We start from the raw sequence: 24083 nt of genomic DNA, 5'->3' as shown, positions 1-24083 counted from the left end.
TTTTTAAAGTATACTTACTTATATATTCGACATAAAGGCGTAAGATTCCTGCTAAAAAATGAAGAAAATCAAAAAAATTTGATTTTCTTTACCTTCTTTTATTTATATATTAGGGTTTTCAACTGTTTCGAGCTGCATTTTTCTTATAGCAACTTTAAAGTATACGACTACATAAACTTATATTACGGCAAAAAATAAATTAATATTAAAACAAGCAAGAAGAAGTTTCTTGCTTGTTTATATTATTCTCTTTAATTTTTTATTTTCTATTCTCCCAGGAATTCTGCCTCTTTTAGCAATAGGTTCTCCTTCTACCTCTTTAATATCCATAGTCATATCTATTGGTGGAGCGTCTGATATATAACTTCCAACGCCAAATGCGTCTGCACCACTCAATGCAAGTTCTTTTATTCTTTCAGGTGTAAGCCCGCCAGACACAATAATTTTGACGTTATTGTATCCTTTTTGATTAAGCCTCTGCCTAAGTTCATACACAAGGCTGGCCGTAACGCCTCCTCTTTCTGACGGTGTGTCTAACCTTATTCCGTATAACCTATCGCCAAGACATTCAGCAACTCTTAATGATTCCTCTATCTCATCCTTAAATGTATCAACTAAGATAGTTATTTTCTCATCATCAGGCGTTATTTCACTGTATGCTTTTGCTATAGGTAGTGTATCACCAGCAATCAGAAATGCTGCATGTGGGACAGTTCCTTTCGGTTCTTTTCCAGCAAGTTTTGCTCCTAGTATGCAGCTTGCATCATCTGCACCACCTATAAGTGCAGCTCTTTCCATAACAGGTGCTACCGCTGGATGTACGTGTCTTGCGCCAAAGCAAAGGAGCGGCTTATCTGGAATAGCTTCCTTTAACTCTCTTGCTGCAGTTGCCCACCCACAAGAGCTTGCAAGTATCCCTAATATGACGGTCTCATATGTCCCAAACTCATTGTAAGGTCCAATGATTCTCATAACCGTTTCTTTTGGTTCAAATGTTTCTCCTTCATTTATAGACCATACTTCAATATTTTTATCTTTCAAAATACTTTTTACTTCTGGCAATCCTGCAAAAATTCCATTTTTTCGTGCAAATATCTCTGCTGTAACGACTTTACCATCGATTCCTAAGTGTTTTAAAATATCCTGTGTTCTTAAAAAATACACATCTGTCGTAGCGCCATTCTTTATTTCTTCATGTGTTGCAGAAAAAAATTCCCTATTTTCACTCACCTTAACTTCCCTTAGATCTTCAAGATACTTTATCATTTTCATATGTATTCTCCCTCTCTATAATCGAAATATCTTAAGTATTATAGTTGTTATACCGAGAGCTATCATTGGACCTATCGGTGCACCTTTAAAAAAGCTTACTCCAATTACTGTGCCTAGCAAAACGCCAACTACCCCATTAGTGTCTACTTTCATCGTATCAAGACCTACAGATGCCAATACAGCCACAATTATCCCAGCGATAATTGTAATAAGGCCTTCAATGCTTTTCGAGGCATTTATAAAATCGCTTAATGATACCTTATTCGAGGCAAGCGGAGATAGAGCTCCCATTGTCAATATTATTATACCAAGATTCACCCCATTTTTCGATATATATTGATTAATTATTTCTAGATTCATAAGCTTAATAAGCAAAAGCATTGAAATAGCAGCTGCAACATTGTTATTTTTCCCTACAATGCTGAAAAATAACATGACAGAAAGAAGCGCAACACCAAAATCCATATAACCCCCTCACAATTTCAATTCAAATTATTCATACAAGCTCTTGTAAATCTTGTAGTATTTAGTCACCTTTTTGATGTATTTATCCGTTTCTGAAAAAGGTACCTTTTTTAAATTGCTGCCATTTTCTGAATATCTTTTATCCTTCAACCAATTTGAAACATTGCCGCTTCCACCATTATATGCTGCAACTGCTAAAGTGATATTGTTATTAAATTGTTTTAAAAGATATTTTAGATACCACGTCCCTATGTTTATGTTATAATCGGGATTATACAGCATATTTACATTAAAATTTTTTATACCTATGTAATTCGCTACCCAAATTCCTGTCTCAGGAATGACCTGCATAAGGCCTATAGCACCTTTACTGGAAACAATGTCAGGATTAAAATTGCTCTCTGCCTTTATCATAGCAAAAACCAAATAAGGATCGACACCATATTGATTTGAATAAAAGTATACCTGCTGGCTGAATTTTTTAGGATATAGCTGCTTTAAAAACCAATTGGTTTTAACACCATAAACTGTCAAAATGGTAAATATTATTACAATAATTACTGTGACTTTTTTAAATTTCAATATAATACCTCCAGATGTTCTATTTTGAAAATCGTCCCCACAATAATTCAACCTGCTTTTTTATAGCATTAAAGTCCTTGCAATTATTAATTATAAAGTCAGCATACTTCATTTTGTCTTCTATAGACATCTGGCTTTTAATACGGTTCAAAGCATCATTGTAATTCAAATTGTCTCTTTTCATAAGTCTTCTTATCTGAGTTTTTTTGTCTACTACTACAAGCCATACTTCATCTACCATATTAAAAAGCCGCATTTCAATGAGAAGAGCCGCATCTAAAATAATTGCCTTCTCTTTACCATTTTTTCTTTCTTCTTCTATTATTTCTTTTATTCTCCTTATTATTTCCGGATGTGTTATTTCATTTAGTCTATTTAATTTCTGTTTATCAGCAAACACAAGGTTACCAAGCTTTTTTCTGTCTATTTCTCCATCTTTTCTTAAAATTTCTTTTCCAAACTCATTAACTAATATATTATATGTTTTAGTACCTTTTATCATAATCTCTCTTGAAACAACATCTGCGTCAATTATAAATGCCCCAAGACTTCTAAGTATCGATGATACGGTGCTTTTCCCAGACGCAATTCCACCCGTCAATCCTATAACCTCCATCATAGCACCTCCTGTCTATATAATTTAAAAGTGCCTATTAGACACTTTTATTTTGCATCATACCAATTTTTACCACATCCAATATCTACAACCAAAGGAACTCTTAGTTTTATGACATTTTCCATTATAGTCTTTAATAAGTCTTTGACGATTTCAACTTCATCAGGAGAAGTATCTACAATAAGTTCATCATGAATCTGAAGTATTAATTTCGATTTTAATGATCTTGCCTTTAACTCATTGTATACTTTCACCATTGACATTTTTATTATATCTGCAGCACTTCCTTGAATAGGCGTATTCATCGCCATTCTCTCGCCAAATGACCTTTGATTGTAATTCTTTGAATTAATCTCCGGTATATACCTCCTTCTATTCAAAATAGTCGTCACATATCCATTTTCTCTGGCAAATTTGACTACCGAATCGATGTAATTTTTAACTCCTTTATACCTATCAAAATAATTGTCTATATATTCTTTTGCCTCTTTGCGAGAGATCTTTAAATCTCTAGAGAGACCATAATCGCTTATACCATATACGATTCCGAAATTTACAGCTTTCGCACGCCTTCTCATTTCACCAGTAACTTTTTCAGGGGCGATCTTAAACACTTCCGACGCTGTCCTTAAATGTATGTCTTCATTGTTTAAAAATGACTCAATAAGCTTTTCATCCTCTGAAAGATGTGCAAGAACTCTCAACTCTATCTGTGAATAATCAGCGGATACAATGTATCCTCCTTGAAAGCTGGATATGAATGCTTTCCTTATTCTTCTGCCAAACTCATCTCTTGCTGGTATATTCTGTAAATTAGGCTCTGTAGAGCTGATTCTACCCGTTGCTGCAACTATCTGCTTAAATGTAGAATGAACTTTGTCATCCTTGTCCATTATTGGAATGAAGCCATCTATATATGTTGATTTCAGCTTCATAAGCTGTCTGTATTCGATTATCTCCCCAACTATTTCATTATATGGCATAAGCTCCACAAGAACTTCCATATCAGTGGAATATCCCGTTTTAGTCTTTTTTATTGCAGGCAAATTCAATTTATCAAACAAAAACTCTGATAACTGTTTGGTAGAATTTATATTAAATTCATATCCTGCAGCGTCATATATGTCTTTTATTATTTTATCTGTCTTTTCATCTATCTCTTTCGATAAATCTTTTAAGACATCTTTATCTAATGTAAATCCATATACCTCCATAGATTTTAGCACTTCTACCAGCGGAAGCTCAACATTATTAAGAAGCTCTTCCATTTCCATTTCTTTTATAAAGGACATTAGTTTATCTTTTAATTTAGATAATTTAGATGCAGTAGCACACAGATAATCAATTAAAAGCTTCTTATCTATGTCATCGTAACTCTTTTTGCTTTTGCCTTTTCCTAGTATATCTTCAATATTAGGTATGTCCTCTTTTAAATACTTCTTTAAGACACGGCCTATGTCGTAATTGGATTCCGACGGATTTAGCAGATAAGTCATTATTGCAGTATCGTAAAATTTACATTTTAGCTCAATACCATGGTATGAAAGATTAACAAAAAAGTCTTTTATATCATGACATATAAGTGCAAACTTCTCATTATCTAATAATTTAAATTCTTCATAGTCATCTACTTCAACAAAAAATATTTCATCATCAGTGGCAAATGATACAGCTTTTACTTCGCCTTCAAGTATTAATGGATAAAATGATACTGTATCTTCTCTCTTTAGCAGCTCTCTTACATATTTAAAGTCTCTTACAGGCCACTCTTTGACTTCTCTAATATCATCAGCATCTTTTTTTAGGTCATTAATTAAACTGGTAAACTCCAACTTCTCAAATAAATCTATTAATTTTTCTCTATCATAATCCTTCATTTGGTATTCGCTTAAATCTATTTCAATTGGAACATTTCTCTCTATAGTAGCAAGTTTTTTACTTAGCACAGCCATTTCTGTATTATTTTCAATATTTTCTCTTATTTTTCCTTTTAATTTATCAGTATTCATAAGGACATTCTCGATAGAGCCAAATTCTTTAATAAGTTTTATCGCTGTCTTTTCTCCTATATTAGGCACGCCAGGAATATTGTCAGATTTATCACCCATAAGGCCCTTCAAATCAATAAACTGGCGTGGAGTAACCTCATACCTCTCAATGACTGCTTTTTCATCGTATTCTTCCATCTGAGTTATGCCTTTTTTGCATATCTTCACTTTTACACCATCTGATACAAGTTGAAGTGCATCCCTGTCACCAGTGACAATCAATACTTTTAAGCCATTTTCAGATGCAATTTTAGATACAGTACCTATTATGTCATCTGCTTCAAATCCCTCAATCTCAATTGTCTTTATATTAAATGCATTGATTACATCTTTTAAAATATCCACCTGCTCAATAAGTTCCTCAGGCATAGACTGTCTGGTACCTTTATAAGCACTGTACTCTTTATGCCTAAAAGTTGGAGCTTTTTTATCAAATGCAACAGCTATATAATCAGGTTTTTCTTCATCAAGCAGTTTAATCAGCATCATTGAAAAACCGTATATGGCATTTGTATGCAGTCCTTCACTGTTCATTAAATCCGGCAGCGCAAAATACGCTCTGTACATTAAGCTATTTCCGTCTATGATTAAAAATTTTGACATACGCTCACTCCTATTTAACTTCTTGTAATCTAATATACCGCAAAAAAAAGAGGATGTAAATTGTCCATAATTATTTTTTAAACAATTTATATCCTACATAAATTAAATATGCCAATATTGAAAACGGCAATAAATATATGGATATTATAAATACATATTTTAAAAATTCAAAAAATATATTAAGACTTTTAGAACCAGCATTCAATATATCATTTAAAAAACTTGTACTGAAAATTTTGCTGATTTTTGTTTGTGGCTTAGTCGATACAAATGTCAAATTGATTGTGCTCATGCTGGTCATATTGTCCCATATCTTTATTTGATTCTTATATGAATCAATCTGTGTCATCACTTCATTTAATTTATCTTCAACTTGCAGTATATCGGAAATATTACTTGCTTTTTTCAACAACTCCTGCAATTTCTCTTCTTGTATTTCGAGATTTTTTATTCTAGACTCCACATCATAGTATTGTTCTGTTATATCATTGCTATTAATTCTTATTGTTTTAACGTCGCCTAAGGATTTAATACTTGCAATGACATCTTCAAAATCATTTGAAGGTATTTTTAATACGACGTTTATCGTTTTTTTATTATCGCTTGTGCTGCTTTCACTTGAACTTTCAATATACCCATTATATTGCTTGCTTATGTTTAATATCTTATTATAGCATTCATCTGCACTGTCTGTTTCAATGGAAATTGTCGCATCCTTAGTTATTTTTCTTTTATAGTCAGGATCCAATCCTCTATTTAAATCAAATGCATTAGCCTGTGATGCATCTTTTTTTAAATCAGAGGCGGCTTTACCACTGCTTATTGAAGTCTTTGAAGAATAATTTACAGCGCTTTTTGTACTAAGAGCAGTTTCAGTAACACCGACATTATTTATTTTATTCTCAAAAAGTTTAAATCCAAGTGACAATATAAATAGTGATGCAATCACAGCAGCAGCAATTCTAAATTTTATTTTTATTGGTTTTTTGTAGCTTCGCCTTGATTCTAAGTTTTTCTTTTCTTCTAGTAATTTAGCGTGCAGCATATCATTAAAGTTGCTTGGCAATTCTACAGGAGTCATATCTTGTAAAAGCTTTTTGATAGATTCTAACTCGTAATAATCATTTTTACATTCTGTACATAAAGCTAAATGACCCTTTATCTCTTCCATCTGTCTTTTGCTTAACTCTTTATCCATATAAAAGTTAATCAATTTCTTAACCTTACTGCACTGCATTATATTTGCCCCCTTTCTCCAACAACATTTATAAACCCCGGTATCTTTTTCAAATTTTCTTTAAGAATATTTCTCGCTCTTGATATTCTAGACTTTACCGTTCCAATATTTGTATTTGTTATTTCTGCTATTTCATTATATGTAAGTCCTTCTATATCTCTGAGTATTAAGACAGTCTTGTACTCCCTTTTTAGTTTATTTAACTCATCTATTATAATCTTTCTAGTAACTTTATCATCGAAGATATTCTCAGGGGTTCTAAAATCACTTATTTCTTCCAAATGTTCCTCAACACCTTTTTTCTTTCTAATAAAATCATGTGAAACATTGACAGCAATTCGATAAAGCCATGTCTTAAATTCACTGTTGCCTTTGAATTTTTTTAAATTTATATAGGCCTTTATAAGGGTCTCCTGTGTTAAATCCAAAGCATCTTCTTTGACATCTACAAGCCTATATATGACATTATATATATAATTTTGATAATTGCTTATTACGTTTTCAAATGATTCGATATCTCCTTCTTGTGCCTTTAAAAGGAGCTGTTTTTCATCCAATCATAAAACCTCCCCTCGATAAATATGACGAAAATATAAAAGATAAGTTCCAAAATTTTAGTTATTTTTATTCTATCAGAAAAGTCAAAAAACACAAAAAAAGCGCTAATCGCGCTTAATATATATTTTATTTGATGATGAATCAACTATTATATTTAGTCCATACATACTTTTCAAGTCTTTTTGATTTATATAAGATTTGCTATTATATATTTTATATTTAACTGGATTGCCATCGATAGTTACCCCTTTATGTTCATCCCATTCAACCTTGTAACCTGTCATATTGCAAAATTCTTTAATTGGAATATATATGTCTCTATCTTGATAGTCAGCATAATCAGTTGTGTATAAAAACTTGCCTTCATAGTAAATGATATTGCCCATCATCTTAATCGTCTTTATATTGCTGTCGATGCTGAACTTTACTCCTGTCATATTTCCTATATCACTAATATTTGCATAATTCTTATCATAGATTAAAATTGAATTTAAACTTTTAATTTTCTCGTCGTCAATGTTGAAAAAACCTTTGATATCACTAACATTTATGTAAAGCTGACCTTTATCCGATACATACACATCATCGCTTACAAGTTCGTTATTTCGGATGACCTTGTATCCTTCTGAAAATACCAAAGGATCGCTGATGTTTATGTATTTATATAATTTATCAAAAGTATCATCGCTTACTTTTATACCTTCATCACTTAATTCTTTCTTGATTAACTGCCTCGTATTTAAACCTTTTTTATAGAAGTCGGGATATACAAACAGCGCTTTACCACCTGTTGGAGATGTCTTTGTAAACATCGTTTGATACACGACATTGACAATGTCACCGTAATTGACCATTTCATAAATTTCTTCTACGTCTGATTCATACATCCTTATGCATCCTGACGATGCTAAAGTGCCTATAGATGATGGCATATTATTTCCATGTATGCCATAATCGCTGTAAAATCCTATCCATCTATACCCAAGTGGGTTATTAGGACCAGATGGAACTACTTGACCATTCCATGGCGATATCCATGTGGGGTTTACCTGTTTATTTATAATCCTGTACGTTCCTAATGGGGATGTAGACACAATTTTACCAACTGCAATGGGATAAAGTTTTGACACGTTTTGAGAAACAAAATATATCGTTCTAGAAGGGATATTTACTGTTATAGTACTTGCAAAACCATAACATGTGTTTGCAAGTGCAAAAATAAAAATCAATATTAAAGTTATAGAACATCTTCTTTTAATCTGCAACTTTACACCTCTTTTCACAAATTTTATCGATAATAAAAGCACAAAACTTACCGTCGCACGCCTATTACTTTATTTATGATAAAATTTGTGAAAATATTAATCATATTTTGTTTTTAATCTCTTCTTTTAATTTTATTGAATCAGGTGTAGAAAATACAATTTTAGCTGCATATCTTTCGAAAAATAAGAAGTAATAAATTTTTACAGGCGATTTTAATTCAATCTCCAGCAAATTCTTTTTAGACACTATCATGCTACATGTACTATCAAAAACATGAATACCTCTTCTGTACATATTTCTATTCCCTGCTTCACTTATATATGCAATATTATCATATCTTATTCTGACAAAGCCCATAATACCTAATGATATGACAAGATAATCTTCTAATAAAATAATTTGAGAAATCCCGATTGAAAATAATATAATAGATAATACCATCAACAAAATTATGTACAGCACCCACCAGAGAATTGATAATTCAATATTAAAGCCCTTAATATTAACATCTACAAATACGTATATAAACAATAGGGCTACGCTTATTAAAATAAGCAATGTCAAAAAATACAATACAAATCTGCTGAATTTGTCAAAAATATAATACTTCATAAATTCCCCTCCAGAAATAAATTTGATAAATGAAATTTTACATCATATATAAATTAATTTCAAGTTAATAAAATACTTAATCTTACAAATAATAAAAAGGTAATATGTAAAGGTCTAATTCATATATAATTGGAGGTGTATTTAATTTGGAAAGAGGTAATTTATCTGTAAATGAACTTGTTTTAGTAGGTGTAGGTGGAATACTTGGAGCAGGCTTTTTTTTGGCAAGCGGCATTGCAATACATACTGCAGGGCCCATAGTTTTACTAGACTATGGAATATCTGCTTTTATAATGTCTGAAGTTTTTTGCGCATTATCGGAAATGATTGTTGCAAATCCTGTCGACGGTTCGTTTAGAGTTTATGCTGAGGAAGCATTAGGTGATATAGGAGGTTTTTTAAGCGGATGGGTTTACTGGACTGCAGGAGTATTTATAATGTCCAGCGAAGTAACAGCATCAGCAATATTCACCAAGTTCTGGTTTCCAAAGGTACCATTGTGGATTTTCGCTTTAATATACTCTGTTATGGTTCTGTTTGTAAATGCTTTAGGTACAAAGAATTTCGGCACCATTGAGTCGTGGTTTTCCACAATCAAAATATCTGCACTATTTATAATAACCATAGTTGGAATCTTGACGCTTTTGGGATTTTTCGGCAGTAAAAGTGAAATAGGTGTTAAAAACTATTTTATCCATGGTGGTTTAGCACCAAACGGCATAAAAGGTTTCTTAGGAGCACTATTAATGTCTTTAATACCATTCGGTGGCGTCGAAGTCACTGCAATGACAGCATCTAAAACAAAAAAGCCAAAAAAATATGTGCCAATAGCCAGAAAATATATCGTTTTATTTCTATCGACTTTATACCTTTCGTCAATTGCTGTCCTGTTAGGCGTAATCCCGTGGTATGAAGTTTCTACAAAAGAAAGCCCATTTATTAAGCTTCTTTCGTTCACCCATATACCGTATATCGACTCCATAATGAATTTTGTAATACTGACAGCTGCATTGACTACTATGAATGGTGCCATGTATGGTGTGACACAAGTCATGTATTCCTTAGGAAAAGGAAAATTTGCTCCAACTTTCTTAAGTAAAGTGACAAAAAGAGATGTGCCAATTTACGCACTTTTATTTAGCAGTGTAGGTTTATTAATAGCAGTCATACTTTCATACATTCTTCCAAAAGATGTATATGAATATATAACAAGTGCCACCGGTTTTATACAATTTTTTAACTGGATAATTATTTTGTACACATTTATAAAATACAGACCAATGCTCAAAAATAAAAATTCAGAATATTTTGAATGTCAAAGGCATGGTTTCCCTCTAAGAGCATGGCTTACAATAATATTAACAATCGTAGTCCTTCTATCAACTTTGACTGTTCCAAAACAAGCTATAGGTTTTTTTGGCGGATTAATGCTGCTAAGCCTTATACTTTTGCTATATACGATTGCTAAAAAGCTCAATCTATTTGAAAAATGGTAAAAAATATTCGGACATTATCACGATATTTTTTACCATTATGACTATTTCTAACTTTATTTTTTAAACACAAATAAAAGTCCAAATGCAATAAGAATAACAGGCCAAAAAAGCTTTAAATAATACCATGGAATAAAAGTTCTAACAAGAAGGTATACGCCAATTGCGATTAAAATCCATCCAAAGATTTCACCACTTCTCTTTCCACTTGTAACTACCTTTGCGTTTTCTGTATCTTTTACTTCATTAACATCGCTAGAATTAAAGTCGCTGTTTTTAAGCTGATGTGGATTTTCAGGCACAACAATCCACGCTATTATATAAAGCAAAATACCAGTACCACCTACTAAAGCAATCAAAGCCCATATAAGTCTTACAATCGTCACATCAATATCAAAGTACTCAGCTATACCTCCGCAGACACCACCAATAATAACCTGATTTCTAGAGCGGTACAATCTTTTATCCACATTGAGACCTCCTTTTTCACAAATCAATTTTATAATTTTTAGCAGATTAACAAAAACACAAAATATTATTACTTAAAAACAATGTATAATAAAAAATACACCCCCCTTTTGCAAAACAATTCTCTACTTTGTATTAAATACTTACTATAAATTATACCCAACATAAATGTTTTTGGGAAGCAAATTTTAACGAATCAAATTAAATCACAAAGAAAATTTCATAGCGTATTATAGAATATAATATTTTAGGAGGTGTAACTATGGACAATAAATGGTATTTTGATATAGCGCCAGGTGCTATCGATGATTTAAATGAACATGCCCGCGACATAACGACTCTTATCCCTTTTTGGTATGGAGTAAAATCAGACGGAGCGTTAGCAGATATGTCATCGCAAGAAGTCAAAAATATTGCATTGCAAAATGACCTGCCCATTTTCCCTATTATTCACAACTACTCAGATCCTAAGAAATCTCAGCTTATACACGACCTTTTATCAAATATACATTTAAGAAATACATTAATATCAAATATAACGAATCTTGCATTGTACAATAATTACCCTGGAATAAATATCGATTTTGAATTTGTACCGCCAGAAGACAGAAACAATCTGAATGCATTTATGGAAGAACTTTATAATTCGCTAAAAAATATTAATAAAATTGTTACAATTTCATTGCCAGCAGAAATAGAAGATAATCCGGGCCATCCTTTTTCAGGAGCTTTTCAGTACTCCATATTAGGGCAATTTACGGATCAAGCATATATTTTAGCATACGATGAACATTTTTCCAATCCAGGGCCAATTGCATCGATAGGTTTTGTACGCAGCGTTCTAAATTACGCTGTTACAGCTATACCACCAAGAAAAATTTGGCTTGGAATGGCTGTATACGGCTATGACTGGGCAGAAGTTTCTAATTATCCCAGGACATTATCTTACTCACAAGCAATAGAAACTGCTAAAAATCTTGGTGCAACGATAATATATGACGAAACCGCCCAAGAATCCACATACACATATACAATTGAATCTGTAAAACACATAGTATGGTTTGAAGATTCTAGAAGCTTTCAAGCCAAACTACCCTTGATTTCACAATACAACTTATCCGGCATAGCCGTCTGGAGACTTGGTCAAGAAGATCCTAATATCTGGAATATAATTAAAGGAAGTTAATACTTCCTTATTTTTTGGGAACTTTTACATATATTTTTCGTCTAATTAAGATGAAAGAAGAAGAGTATAAAATAAAAAGAAGATAAGGAGGTTTAACAATGAGAAAGTTTTTATCCTATTTGTTGGTTATTGCGTTGATATTTGCAGTAGCCATTCATTCAATCGGTTTTGCACAAACCAATAGCAAAATTGATCTTAAACAAGCAATAGAAATTGCTAAAGAAAAACTAAATATCTCAAGCACTGGATACAACTTTAATTCCCACTACAACGAAAGCGACAGCAACAACACATGGTATTTGACCTGGTCATCCAGCACAAATGGCACCATAAATGTCAGTGTAGATGCTAATACTGGTGAAATAATAAGCTACAATTTTTACAAACCAGATAATACGCCATCAAGTATTATTCCAAAGCATTCAAGGGAAGAAGCAAAAAAAGTTGCAATTGACTTTTTAAACAAAATTGTCCCAGAAAAATTTAAAGAGACAAAAGAACAAGAAAGTGACGATTATCTTGGATTAAATCCAAAGATTGCATACAGCACAGCCTATTCATTTAATTTCATACGAATAGTCAATGGAATCCCATTTCAAGATAATCAAATAACTGTAGAAGTAAATAAAAACACTTTAGATATTCAGTCATATTATTTAACTTGGGGAAGTGACTACAATTTCCCTAACCCAAATTCAGCTATTTCAAAAGACAAAGCAATTCAAATATATAAGGACAATAATAGTTTGCGTCTGCAGTACAATCTTATTTATGCAGATGTATATGGCAATAATGAATCAGAACCACAAGCTATATTGGTCTACAGCCTTGTCAACAATCAGCCTATCGATGCAATTGAAGGTAAAATTTTACACCAAGGTTATTATGGTCCTTACATGGGCGGAATGGGAGCTAAATCAGATGCTTCTCAATCATTATCTCCTGAAGAACAAAAAGCTGTAGACGACATTTCAAAATACATCTCAAAGGACAAGGCAATTGAATTAGCAAAAGAAAACCTGCCATTTACAATCGGATCCCAATACAACCTTACCAGCTCTGCTCTTTACAAAAATAATTCAAATAGCGCAACTTGGAATTTCAGTTGGTCTTACACTGAGGGAAATAATTACAATTATATATCTGTAGCAGTAGACGCAACAACAGGTGAACTAAAAACATTTTACAGAAACGATAGTAATGAAAATAATGTACGAGGTAAGAGTCCAAAATATACAAAAGATCAACTTAAAAGTATAGCAGAAAATTATCTTAATGAAATACAGCCAGAAAAATTTAAGCAAATGGAATATCAAGACAACTCCGCATCTGAAGATGATAATTCACCATACACAACATTTAATTATATCTACAAAGCAAACGGAATACTATGCCCATTTAACTCAATAAATATAGGCGTCAACAAGTATACTGGCGATATAATAACGTATAATTTAAGTTGGACTGATGTAAAGCTACCTGACAATAAAAATGTAATCAGCCTTGATGATGCTTACAAAACGTTATTTAATAACAGCGATTTTCAACTTAGCTATATAATATATTACGCTCCAGATAAAGTTTATCAAAGTAATTCAAAAGATATAAGACTTGTATATCAATTGACAAACTTCGATGGCTTAATAGACGCAGACTCAGGTACTTATATAGATTATTCAGGTAAGCCTATACTTAAAAACGAAAATAAACAGTTTACTGATATTACAGGAAATTGGGCAGAAAAAGATATTTTATTATTGGCTCAATTTGGAATAGCAGACGGAAAAGATGGCAAATACATGCCAAACGACTATATACTGCAAAAAGATTTTATAAAGATGCTGGTAAAATCACTGCAGCCAAATAACGTAATAATACCACTGACATCAAATGAGGATGAAAATTACGACAATTTTTACAACGTAGCAATAAACAATAAAATCATTACGGAAAGTGAGAAAAAGCCTGATTCAAAAGTCACACGTCAAGATGCAGCAAAGTTTATCGTAAGAAGCCTTGGCTTAAAATATGTAGCTGATATAAATGACATCTACACATTAAATTACTTGAAAGACGCAGACAAAATAGATAATTCTTTAAAAGGATATGTTGCTATAGTATACGGCTTAAATGTAATGACAGGCAACAATGGATATTTTAATCCTGGCGAAAACCTCACAAGGGCTGAAACAGCATCAATATTAGTAAGATATCTAAGAATAGAAAAATAACCATAAAGGGCGCTTACGGAAGGCGCCCTTATCTTCACCTGTGAGCAACGTTTTTCTTTACTGTTGCTTTTTATATATAGCTCTTTCACCGCCGATTAATTTTGGACGAGTCCTTGCTGCAACTATTGTTGCATAACCGATCTTATTTCGCTTTAACCTTACAGGAACCGCAACAGGCCTTAAATGCATGCCGATTAACACAAGTCCTATGTCAAGCCCCGCATGTGCTAAACCTTTTAAATTTTCTACCATTACAGGCTTTTCAAATATATCGTAAGCATATGTTTGGAGTGAACCTCCTGCATGCACCTGTGGTATAACAGAAACTTCATCAAGATTATATTTTATCATAGCCTCTTCTTCCACAAGAAGCGCTCTGTTTAAATGTTCGCAGCCTTGCACTGCAAGATATAAGTTTCGCGCTTTTACAGATTCCAAAATCGGGTCCACAATCGCTTTTGCTATATCAAGGCTTCCGGATGTTCCGACCTTTTTACCTATAACTTCGCTAGTACTTCCTCCTAATACAAAAAGTCCACCGCTTTTTACATCGGCTATATCTAAAAGTTCTTCAATGACTTCCTTCGTCTCAATCTTTATTTCATTTATATCCAACTAAAACACCTCCGCTACATTTATCATGTTTTAATTTATTGTATCACAGTATACATCAAAATCATATAATATTTCAGAAAAAGTCTAATGGGAGGTAAGATAATTGAAAAAATTGATACCTAAAAAATATAATTTGACCTTAAATGGTATATCTGAAAAGACTCTAAGAGAACATTATAAACTTTATGAAGGATATGTTAATAAGACAAATGAGATATGGGAGAAATTAATCACCTCTGACAGACAAAATGCAAATGCAACATACAGCCAATACAGGGAACTTAAACTGGAAGAAACGTATGCATTGGACGGCGTAAAGCTGCATGAGCTTTACTTTGAAAACCTTGGCGGAACAGGTGGTCCTGCAACAGGGATAATTGCTTCTATGATAGCATGTGATTTCGGCTCTTATGAAAACTGGCTTAACGACTTTAAAGCATGTGCAATATCGTCAAGAGGTTGGACAGTTCTTTGCTTTGATCCCATTGACTTAAGGCTTCACAATTATCTGCAGGATCTTCACAATCATGGTGTTGTATCAAGAGCAATTCCGCTTTTAATAATTGACACATATGAACATGCATATTTTATAGATTATGGGACAAACAAAAAAGGATACATTGACGCTTTCATGAACAATGTCAAATGGGATGAAGTAAATAGACGAGTATGTCAATGGATTGATATGAAAAAATTCTAACAGGATTCATACATTTTGAATCCTGTTTTTCATGAATTTTGTGGCAATATCATTCTAAAAGTACTGCCACTATTTATTGTGCTCACAACTTCAATTTTCCCACCGTGCTTTTCTATAATCTCTTTTACAATCGTCAAGCCTAGTCCATTTCCACCTATAGATAAAGCATTTTTTGCTCTGTAAAATCTATCAAACATATGGCATATTTCATTTTCCGGAATCCCTATGCCATGGTCTTTAATCTCAATTACAATATCTTGATTGCAATTTTTGTATAATAATACATCTATTTGTTGATGCGGTTTTGAATATTTAATTGCATTGTCAAGAATATTAATTATTGTTTTATTAGCATTAATAACAATAGTACTTACAACAAATGTTTACAGTTTAATTAAGCAAATATTATAGCTTTATTAATCCATGTTGAATACAAATTGGCGATATTTCATATATACGCTTTCTGTTTTGAAAGAATTGACCTAAGTTCTTCAATATCAACATCACACACTTTCTTACCATTCTTAACAGCCACATACGCTGCAGTTCCAGCAGCTTGGCCAGTTGCCATAGCAATTGGGGAAACTCTTATTGCTGCATTCGCCTCATGTGTTGATGATATGCATCTACCTGAGACTAAAAGATTATTTACTTTTTTACTGTAAAGACTTCTAAATGGTATTTCATACGTATTATCTTTTTCCAAGCTCATATATGTCGTTTTGTCACCATCAGGCGAATGTATATCAATGGGATATCCACCAATTGCTATACAATCATCAAAATGTTTGCTAGTTATTAGATCTTCTGCTGTTAGTACATATTCACCAATAATTTTTCTCGTTTCTCTAACTCCAATTTGTGGTCCAGTCGAAATAAGATATGCTTTTTGAAATCCAGGTATATGCTTTTTCATGAAATTATAAACTTCAAAAGCCTGCTCTCGTCCATACATCTCACCCATTGTAAGATCGTTTATATCTGCACCATTTAGCTTTTGTACCCTTGTCATATTAACTATAACCTCACCTGGTATATCAGTTTCAAAAAATAAAACCATATCTCTTTCAAAGTTTATTTCCCCATTAATACGAGCTTCTCTTAATATTGAATAAAATCCGTTCACCATAAGTCTTTTAGATGTTTTTATCTTTTCTATATCTACCATTGTAAATTCTTTTGGATTTTCTTCCATGTATTCTTTAACATCTGCAATATTCACATTACCTATTCTTACATTCATAGTCATAGGTTGCGTTAAATTGTCCCCTTGTCTACCAAGTATATAATCTATTCCGCACTTTACCGCAAGATCCGCATCTCCTGTTGCATCAATAAATACATTGGCTTCCACCCTTTCAATACCAGATTTATTTGCAATATGAATTGCTTTTATATAAGCTCCGTCTAACTCAACATTTGTTAAAAAGCTATGATATAAAATTTCAGCACCACTTTCAATAACCATCTTTTGAAGTACATATTTCATTATTTCTGCATTAAACGGTGTCACAGTACTTACAAATCCAGTTGTATCAAGTACATGTCCTGGGCTTCCACCATTCTTTATGAGATTGTCTACAACTTCCTGTGGTATGCCATTAATAACCTGTTTTGTACCGGCGTGGAATGTCATCATTGGTCCAACTCCCATATTTGTCAGAGCCCCACCAAGAAAGCCATACTGCTCAATTATTAATGTTTTAACACCATTCCTTGCAGCAGCAATTGCAGCAATCGTTCCAGACACTCCTCCGCCTATCACAACAACATCATATTTTCTCATAATATTCACCTACCATATATCGTAAAACTCTTTTACAAAAGCATGTGCCGCAATTTCATTTAATGAATTTAACTGTTTCTTTACATTAATAAACCCGAATTTAACATTGACTTTCTCAATGTTAGATGTAAGCCCTATATAATAGTACTCAAGATAATGGTAATATTCATGGCATAGAAATAAATTGATAAGTCTGTCTCCTGCTTTCCAAAAAGAATACTTTTCTGGAATTGACGGAATAAATTCTTTTTCTATATTTTTCATATATATAGTTATCTTCTTTTCATTGACAATAATCTGACTAAATATCATATAGCCTGGTGTGTAGTGTACATTGTTAATTTCGAAATTTAATCCTTCTTTTTTTAATAATGCATTTATATCTTGATTCTTGTACTTTTTAGCTTCATTAGTACCTCGATTCCATGCAATACTAGTTATGTCAGACAAATTAATGTTTTTTATTCTGTCATAATATAAATCATTTTTAAGTTCTTGATTTATTAATTCCTCTTTATTTAAAAATATGGATGGTATCATTTTTTCACCTTTTACAAATAATAATTGCTATTTCTTCATCTTCTCTGTGGCCGTTTAACTCAATTTTTGCCAATGACATTATCTGATTTTTATCTACCATTCCTGATAGATCAACTAATCTATTTGATAATACTATAAAACAGTCTGGTATTTCTGCTCCTCCATCACCGTAAAATATATTTTCATCAAGAACCTTGTTTAAATTTTCATCAAATTGTGAAATAGTTGTTCTGAATATTTTACCATTATTTTTGCTAAGTTTTATTACTCCTTCTGAATCTACCACTCTTATAAATTCAATTGTTTTTGTAATAAGACCAAATAAGCTTTTTTGCTTTTTTAAACCCATTATTACATACATTTCTCCTACTTTTAACATTATCTTTGTGTCTTTCTCATTAATATTCATTGAATCTGCGGCTATTTTGATTATTTCCTTTTCATTTAGTTCTTTCCTCATCATGTCCTTTGATCTTAGTTCTGTAGCACCCGTTGCTATCGCTCTTAATATATTTCTTTGTGAATCTACTTCGATAAATACTTCTACGGTGTTTTCTAATGCACCGGCTTTTATAACTGCTTCTTTTGCTTCACTTCTTATAGATATTATGTCATTTTCAGTTGGATTTTGAACTGTCCTTTCAACTACTTCTCTTACCATTGCAAGTGCCACACCTATTGTTGATATTACTTGCGCATTTTTTGCAATCCTGTATTTCATATTCATCATTTCAGCAAGATATGGTACAATTGCTGCACTTCCTCCACCACCACCAACCAGAACCGTTGTACTCTTATCGAGTTTATAATCTTCAATAAGTTTTTCGACTACTTCCAAATCTCTATTGCATGCTTTTTTTAAAATTTCATTTGCAACTTCTTCTACTGTAATTCCAAGTTTATGTGCAATTGGCTCGAATGCTTTTTTTGCTGATTCACTATTTCCATATGCATAATCATTTTGATTTACATATCCTAATATATTTGCCGCACATGAAACTGTAACTGCAAACATTTTTCCATTTTTACTTTTAATGGCTACATAATTATCTGGATCACTCTCTTTAGGTTTAATATAGACTATTTCCGGTTCTATTATTTCATCAGGATCGGCATACACTGAATACGGAAGACCAGCTATATGTGCACTTCTTGGTCCTACATCCTCTATACCTTTTCCCCCTAATCTTACCATGCTTCCACCAGCTATTCCGACAGTCCTTACATCAAGTGAATTAAGATATGTCTTATGGCCACCTATCTCTGCATAATTCACCATTACCTTTCCATTCCTAATAACTGATATATCTGTAGATGTCCCTCCTACTTCAAGAAATATGCCATCGGAAATTTTTTCATACATCAAAGCACCAGCAACACCTGCTGCTGGACCAGACAGCATTGTCAATATAGGCCTTTTTTTCACTTCAGCCACATCCATAACGCCACCATCACAGCGCATAATCATCAAAGGAGCTTCTATTCCAGATTTCTTGACACTTTCTTCAGTCATATTAGCAGTGTCAATCATTTTAGGCAAGATAGATCCATTTATTGCTGCTGTTCTAGTTCTAATTTTTAATCCATATAGCTTTGTAATTTCATGTGTTGCTGTAGCTGGTAACCCTTGGTTTTCTGATATTTCCATTACCTTATTTTCACGTTCAGGATTGTCAACCGAAAATGCCTCTGCTGCTACAATTGCTCCAACATTCTCATGCTTCAACTCTAATATGGAATTTTCTATACTTCTATCAAAATCATCATTTATCTCAATATATTTATTAAATGTCCTCAAAAATTTACCTGGCGCAAGTTCTATATCACCAATATTCGTATCACTTTTTGATTTTATTCCCTCTAGACCTTTGCCAATAGTAACTATTCCAACAGGAACAACATCTCCTTCAAGTAGTGCATTTGTGGCTTGTGTTGTTCCATGAGCAATAAAAAGCACATCTTCCGGTTTAATATTATTATCATTCATTAATTTTTTTAATACCTCTATTATACCTTTTGCAACACCTTCCTTAGCTGCATGGGTCGTTGGGAGTTTTACAGTCCCTATGATTTCGTAAGTATCATTATTTATTGCAACTGCATCTGTAAATGTTCCTCCAACATCTATACCAATTCTTACTTTCAAAGATATCTCCTCCTAAATTTATTGCATAGGGTTAAGCTTTTAGCTTAACCCTATATTAACTAATCCTATTATTAGAAAAACATTATTGAAGCTGTTATAATACCTGCAATAGCTAACGTCCAAATATAAGGTAATAATTTTATAAGTAATTTATTTACATCTACGCCTGCGTAATTGCTTAACCAAACATTTTGCGTATTCGTAGGATCTCCAATTGCTTGTATTCTTTCTGTAGATAACAATGCACCCATAACAGTAACAGGTGGAAGTATCTTTAAGCTTATAATCAGACCAGCTATTCCACTTCCTAAGCCCCATAAATTTAGTGGACCTCTGTATAATGCCAAAGGAGCTAAAATACCAAAAAACAATATATAAGGCAATGGGGATGTCGGAATAATATTTTTTAATACTGATGAAAGTGCTTGAGAAACATAAGGATGCATAACAGAATTTAACAACATGCCTATTCCTATCATTAATAATACTGCTGGTGCAGAATCAGCAATCCCATCATACGCTGTTTTTGTTATAGTATTTAATGCAGATTTAAATGACTTTTGTGTAGTAATGATGCAATAGATTATGCCTACTATAAATGACGTAATTATAGGCCATTTAAATACAAGTACAAATACTATAGGAATAATTGGTGTTAATAGTGCCAAGAAATTAACTTTCTTTTCGGTATCTACTGTATTTTGTGCCCATGCAAATTTTATTCCCGCACGTTTAAATTCAATTACAGCAAAAACAATGGCCATAATAGCTGTATATATCATCAAGATAATCGCAAAATTTTTAATATTATTAAGTGTAACGCCTGTCGCAGTTATATAAAAAGACCAATTAGCCATATTAAGTTCAAGCCCTATTGCCATGCCAAACAAAAACATTGATATTGCTATTATAGGAGCTACACCCACAGACAACAGTATTGGCACAGCAATACTTCCAACCATTATTACAGCACCTAATCCACTTATCGTCGTAAAGAGTAATGCTATTGCGGCAGTTATCAATAAGGTCATAATTAATGGTCTGTCACCGCCTAATTCGGCAGCCGTTTTTACAATAGCTTTTGAAATGCCAGTTTGATTCATTAACTGGCCTAACCATGCACCAAACATGACTGCTACATAGGCAGATGCTAATTTAATGGCGCCACCATCTATAATGTATGCCAAAAGCCCTGTATCAACTTTCGTCTTTGGATCAACCAATGACAATGGAACTCCAGCAATTAAAGCTATTCCAATTGCAAGTATCGGAAGAGCTATTAATGTCGGCAACTTCCTTGAAACCATAAGTCCTGCTATTATTAGAAATAATAACAGTATTAAAATTGCCTGCATAATTATTCCCCCTATAATTTATCGATTTCATTTCTAAATTTTTCTGTCACCTTTTTAACGTCATCCACCTCATTACCTGTCACAATTGCGCCAATCATTATTCCTTTAACTCCAAGATCGTAAAGATATTTAACTTCATCCGGTTCAATAATTCTTTGAGTTGGCACAACTACAGGTTTCTTGATATTTTCTACAAGTCTGCCATATCTCATCAGGTCAGATAAATGAATTTTTTCTTTTCTATCATCAGGCAATACGTCAGCTTCAATTACGTCAATATTAATTTTTTCTAATACTCTTAAATGCAATATATCATAAGTTTCATCAACTGCTACCATCTTATTAAGATTTGTATCCAGCATATATATTGGCAGATAATGTGCAAACATCGATAAAAAGCTAAACTTTAACTCTTCTGCCAATCTAATTTCTTCCCTGCCGGCACATTTTTCTGCACCTGGGACAAGTCCAACTGGTACATTAAAAATATTTACTATCTCTTTAAACACCTCCTTTTGTTCATAAATGCTACCAAAATCATTGCCACTTGCCTGATGATGCACATTAGCATGGACTTTTAAAGCATTCGCACCCCCTTTCACAGCAGCCTCAGCAAATTCAACAGTATTTTTTGGAAGACTAACTATAAGCGTCATCTTATTTGATTTTAGAATATCAGCAAAAGTCATTGTACTACCTCCTTAATAAATTATTTTATTTAAAGTTAATTTTGCTGCAGCTTTTAATATATCTTCATCATTTACAAAAGATTGTTTAATAATTACGTCATTTAAAGATTTTTGTAAATTGTCTACAACGTTAAACATTTTCGAGATTTTTCCATCAAATACAAACAGTTTTATATTCAGCAAATTCTTTAAGTTTAAAATTGCAACTTTTAAAGCATCAATAACATCGTTTGTAATTTTATTAATAGTATCATTCTCAAAAAACTTATAAACACTGTTAATACTTAAAAATTCCTTATCATTTATATGGTTTCTTTCCAATGCAACAATTTTTCTTATTAAAGCTTTTACTGTTACAAGAGTATTTAAGCATCCTTTATGTCCTTCTGGACATTCAGGACCATTTCTATCTATTATCATATGTCCAATATTAATATCATTATTTACCCTGCCATCTCTAAGTATCACTGAGGACCTTACTTCATCGTTCAAATCAATATAAGCAAGATTTTCATTTGTTCCAAATGTTAAATATTCAGCCATCGATTTTAAATCAATTTCATTTTCCACTACAACCGGTATATCCAATTCATACGATAAAGCTTGAGACAATGTCATATAATCCGAAGATATAGATGTAGATAATACTCCTCTAAAATTAAGTTCTTTTAAATCATCATTTAAACATATACCTAATCCATAAATTTTTTTGTTTTCTTTGTTTAAATTAAATTCAATATCATTAACAAAATTTACTATAATCTTTTGCAAAAAAGGCAAATCATAATAATTAAACTTAATCTCTCTTTCATCTCTTTTATTTAAATTAAAGTCAAATAATATACAAGATAAATTATTTCTATATATTTTAAACGTAACAATATATCCGTTATCAGAATTCAATTCTAACATTATTGGTCTTCTTCCACCATTTGATGGTCCAATACCTGATTCCTTTATTATCTTCTCATTTATTAACTCTTCAGCCAGATCTGAAATAGCAGTCATACTTAATCCAGTATATTGAGAAAGCTCAGTCCTTGATAAAGGTCCATTATTTATCAAAATCTTTAACATTCTTTTTTTATTTTTATCTTTCAGTTCTTTTAAATTGCTTTTATGTCTCAAAATATCACCTAATTTTCTAAGAAATTAGTAATAATTCTAAATACTTTATTCTATTTTCTTATTATCTTAATATTATTAATTCTACATAAAATCAAAAAATCCTTCTTAATTTTTTATTTTTTTAAATAAATTTGATTCAAGTGTCATAAGAAGAATTTTTTAAGCTGCTAATAATAACTTCGCTTGATTTTTACCTGATTTTGTAAGAATAAATCTGATTTTGATATTTTTATACAAAGTCGCAGCCATCTCCGCTGCCATTTTTAGTACTTTTTTTGCATTTATGGCTCCTATTTTGAATGAAAACCAGATTTTTGAGCGCACTAATCCCCTTACAGGTATCACATCTACATGATATTTTCGTCTTAGTATTGATGGTATACCCTCCACTCCCTCCCTCTATAATTTTTGATTTTCTTTTAATATCTCACTCATTCTCAGATTCTCACGATCTTCAAAGAAGCCCTCATGTATATCAATGCTATTT

Annotated in this window: 23 protein-coding genes; 4 read left to right on the top strand and 19 right to left on the bottom strand. The window is 32.2% G+C overall.

What is annotated here, in order from left to right:
* Nucleotides 1-237: 237 nt before the first annotated feature.
* The 9 genes from J2Z80_RS13620 to J2Z80_RS13580 form a co-directional block, all read right to left on the bottom strand.
* A complete protein-coding gene (locus J2Z80_RS13620; RefSeq protein ID WP_209454878.1) occupies nt 238-1272 on the bottom strand; it encodes a nicotinate phosphoribosyltransferase in 1035 nt (344 codons plus the stop codon).
* Nucleotides 1273-1287: 15 nt separating this feature from the next.
* Nucleotides 1288-1737, bottom strand: coding sequence for a DUF441 domain-containing protein (locus J2Z80_RS13615; RefSeq protein ID WP_209454877.1), 450 nt, complete (start codon nt 1735-1737; stop codon nt 1288-1290).
* A gap of 27 nt (nt 1738-1764) precedes the next feature.
* Complete coding sequence (locus J2Z80_RS13610; RefSeq protein WP_209454876.1) at nt 1765-2319, bottom strand: lytic transglycosylase domain-containing protein; 555 nt, start codon at nt 2317-2319, stop codon at nt 1765-1767.
* 19 nt (nt 2320-2338) lie between these two features.
* Nucleotides 2339-2935 carry a dephospho-CoA kinase gene (gene coaE / locus J2Z80_RS13605; protein ID WP_013297591.1) on the bottom strand — a complete coding sequence of 199 codons (597 nt, stop codon included), beginning with the start codon at nt 2933-2935 and terminating at the stop codon, nt 2339-2341.
* Nucleotides 2936-2982: 47 nt separating this feature from the next.
* Entirely contained in the window at nt 2983-5586 is a 2604-nt protein-coding gene (polA, locus tag J2Z80_RS13600) for a DNA polymerase I (RefSeq protein WP_209454875.1), read from the bottom strand.
* Nucleotides 5587-5656: 70 nt separating this feature from the next.
* Entirely contained in the window at nt 5657-6823 is a 1167-nt protein-coding gene (locus J2Z80_RS13595) for a DUF4349 domain-containing protein (protein WP_209454874.1), read from the bottom strand.
* The gene (locus J2Z80_RS13590; RefSeq protein ID WP_209454873.1) at nt 6823-7380 is read right to left on the bottom strand and encodes an RNA polymerase sigma factor; all 558 of its coding nucleotides are present in this window, start codon (nt 7378-7380) and stop codon (nt 6823-6825) included. The genes J2Z80_RS13595 and J2Z80_RS13590 overlap by 1 nt, the downstream gene beginning before the upstream one ends.
* A 105-nt stretch (nt 7381-7485) precedes the next feature.
* The gene (locus J2Z80_RS13585) at nt 7486-8646 is read right to left on the bottom strand and encodes a L,D-transpeptidase (protein ID WP_209454872.1); all 1161 of its coding nucleotides are present in this window, start codon (nt 8644-8646) and stop codon (nt 7486-7488) included.
* 100 nt (nt 8647-8746) lie between these two features.
* Nucleotides 8747-9259: a hypothetical protein gene (locus tag J2Z80_RS13580; RefSeq protein ID WP_209454871.1), complete on the bottom strand. Its 513-nt coding sequence runs from the start codon at nt 9257-9259 to the stop codon at nt 8747-8749.
* 146 nt (nt 9260-9405) lie between these two features.
* On the opposite strand from J2Z80_RS13580, the gene J2Z80_RS13575 reads away from it, so the two are divergent.
* Nucleotides 9406-10755, top strand: a complete 1350-nt coding sequence (locus tag J2Z80_RS13575) for an amino acid permease (RefSeq protein WP_209454870.1) — start codon at nt 9406-9408, stop codon at nt 10753-10755.
* A 53-nt stretch (nt 10756-10808) separates the two neighbouring features.
* Here J2Z80_RS13575 and J2Z80_RS13570 read toward each other — a convergent pair whose 3' ends face one another.
* Nucleotides 10809-11222 (bottom strand): PspC domain-containing protein, encoded by a 414-nt coding sequence (locus tag J2Z80_RS13570; protein WP_209454869.1) that lies wholly within the window; start codon nt 11220-11222, stop codon nt 10809-10811.
* Between the two features lie 260 nt (nt 11223-11482).
* Between J2Z80_RS13570 and J2Z80_RS13565 the strand changes: the two genes are divergently transcribed.
* Both J2Z80_RS13565 and J2Z80_RS13560 read left to right on the top strand, forming a co-directional pair.
* Nucleotides 11483-12406, top strand: coding sequence for a glycosyl hydrolase family 18 protein (locus J2Z80_RS13565; RefSeq protein ID WP_209454868.1), 924 nt, complete (start codon nt 11483-11485; stop codon nt 12404-12406).
* 98 nt (nt 12407-12504) lie between these two features.
* Entirely contained in the window at nt 12505-14637 is a 2133-nt protein-coding gene (locus J2Z80_RS13560; RefSeq protein WP_209454867.1) for an S-layer homology domain-containing protein, read from the top strand.
* Nucleotides 14638-14694: 57 nt separating this feature from the next.
* On the opposite strand, the gene J2Z80_RS13555 is transcribed toward J2Z80_RS13560, so the two are convergent.
* Complete coding sequence (locus J2Z80_RS13555; RefSeq protein ID WP_209454866.1) at nt 14695-15252, bottom strand: TIGR01440 family protein; 558 nt, start codon at nt 15250-15252, stop codon at nt 14695-14697.
* 103 nt (nt 15253-15355) lie between these two features.
* Between J2Z80_RS13555 and J2Z80_RS13550 the strand changes: the two genes are divergently transcribed.
* A complete protein-coding gene (locus tag J2Z80_RS13550; protein ID WP_209454865.1) occupies nt 15356-15952 on the top strand; it encodes a superoxide dismutase in 597 nt (198 codons plus the stop codon).
* Between the two features lie 29 nt (nt 15953-15981).
* Here the strand turns inward: J2Z80_RS13550 and J2Z80_RS13545 are convergent, their stop codons facing one another.
* From J2Z80_RS13545 to J2Z80_RS13510, 8 genes are all read right to left on the bottom strand, one after another.
* Nucleotides 15982-16284: a sensor histidine kinase gene (locus tag J2Z80_RS13545; RefSeq protein WP_349292610.1), complete on the bottom strand. Its 303-nt coding sequence runs from the start codon at nt 16282-16284 to the stop codon at nt 15982-15984.
* Between the two features lie 116 nt (nt 16285-16400).
* Nucleotides 16401-17738: an FAD-dependent oxidoreductase gene (locus J2Z80_RS13540; protein ID WP_209454864.1), complete on the bottom strand. Its 1338-nt coding sequence runs from the start codon at nt 17736-17738 to the stop codon at nt 16401-16403.
* Nucleotides 17739-17747: 9 nt separating this feature from the next.
* Nucleotides 17748-18278, bottom strand: a complete 531-nt coding sequence (locus J2Z80_RS13535) for a hypothetical protein (protein WP_209454863.1) — start codon at nt 18276-18278, stop codon at nt 17748-17750.
* Nucleotides 18279-18282: 4 nt separating this feature from the next.
* Nucleotides 18283-20424, bottom strand: a complete 2142-nt coding sequence (locus tag J2Z80_RS13530; RefSeq protein ID WP_209454862.1) for a hydantoinase/oxoprolinase family protein — start codon at nt 20422-20424, stop codon at nt 18283-18285.
* A gap of 71 nt (nt 20425-20495) precedes the next feature.
* Complete coding sequence (locus J2Z80_RS13525; RefSeq protein ID WP_209454861.1) at nt 20496-21779, bottom strand: C4-dicarboxylate ABC transporter; 1284 nt, start codon at nt 21777-21779, stop codon at nt 20496-20498.
* Nucleotides 21780-21790: 11 nt separating this feature from the next.
* Entirely contained in the window at nt 21791-22468 is a 678-nt protein-coding gene (locus J2Z80_RS13520; protein WP_209454860.1) for a hypothetical protein, read from the bottom strand.
* A gap of 12 nt (nt 22469-22480) precedes the next feature.
* Nucleotides 22481-23596 carry an ROK family transcriptional regulator gene (locus J2Z80_RS13515; RefSeq protein ID WP_209454859.1) on the bottom strand — a complete coding sequence of 372 codons (1116 nt, stop codon included), beginning with the start codon at nt 23594-23596 and terminating at the stop codon, nt 22481-22483.
* A 159-nt stretch (nt 23597-23755) separates the two neighbouring features.
* On the bottom strand, nt 23756-23986 hold the full coding sequence (locus J2Z80_RS13510; RefSeq protein ID WP_245301344.1) for a hypothetical protein: 231 nt from the start codon (nt 23984-23986) through the stop codon (nt 23756-23758).
* Between the last annotated feature and the right edge of the window lie 97 nt (nt 23987-24083).

Source organism: Thermoanaerobacterium butyriciformans, from assembly GCF_017874545.1.
Taxonomy (GTDB): Bacteria; Bacillota; Thermoanaerobacteria; order Thermoanaerobacterales; family Thermoanaerobacteraceae; genus Thermoanaerobacterium; species Thermoanaerobacterium butyriciformans.
Note: the sequence above shows the minus strand (reverse complement) of the source record. Positions and strands in the feature narration are given on the sequence as shown.